The sequence below is a fragment of the Pseudoalteromonas sp. Z1A6 genome (assembly GCF_011378745.1).
Taxonomy (GTDB): Bacteria; Pseudomonadota; Gammaproteobacteria; order Enterobacterales; family Alteromonadaceae; genus Pseudoalteromonas; species Pseudoalteromonas arctica.
Window position 1 is genome coordinate 1 of sequence record NZ_WTKW01000686.1, and the last position, 649, is coordinate 649.

Here is a 649-nt window from a genome sequence, read left to right on the forward strand (position 1 = left end):
ATTACGCTACGATAGTTGCTACAACACCAGCACCTACAGTACGACCACCTTCACGGATAGCAAAACGAAGACCTTCATCCATCGCGATTGGTGCGATTAGAGTTACTGTCATCTTGATGTTATCACCAGGCATTACCATTTCTACGCCATCTGGTAACTGTACGTCACCAGTTACGTCAGTTGTACGGAAGTAGAACTGTGGACGGTAACCTTTGAAGAATGGAGTATGACGACCACCTTCATCTTTCGAAAGTACGTATACTTCTGAAGTGAATGTAGTATGTGGATTGATTGAACCAGGCTTAGCTAGTACTTGACCACGTTCAACGTCTTCACGCTTAGTACCACGTAGAAGTGCGCCGATGTTTTCGCCAGCACGACCTTCGTCTAGAAGCTTACGGAACATTTCAACACCAGTACAAGTAGAACGAGTTGTATCATTGATACCAACAATTTCTACTTCGTCATTGATGCGGATGATACCAGCTTCAACACGACCAGTTACAACAGTACCACGACCCTGGATTGAGAAAACGTCTTCGATAGGCATGATGAATGGCTTATCGATGTCACGCTCTGGCTCTGGGATGTAAGTATCAAGTGCGTTTGCAAGCTCAACAATCTTATCTTCCCACTCTTTCTCGCCTTC

1 protein-coding gene is annotated in these 649 nt (G+C 45.0%); it reads right to left on the reverse strand.

Annotated elements, in window-relative coordinates:
• Position 1: 1 nt before the first annotated feature.
• Positions 2 to 649: EF-Tu/IF-2/RF-3 family GTPase (locus GQR46_RS20340; RefSeq protein WP_240922939.1), on the reverse strand; the 648-nt coding region annotated here is incomplete at its 5' end.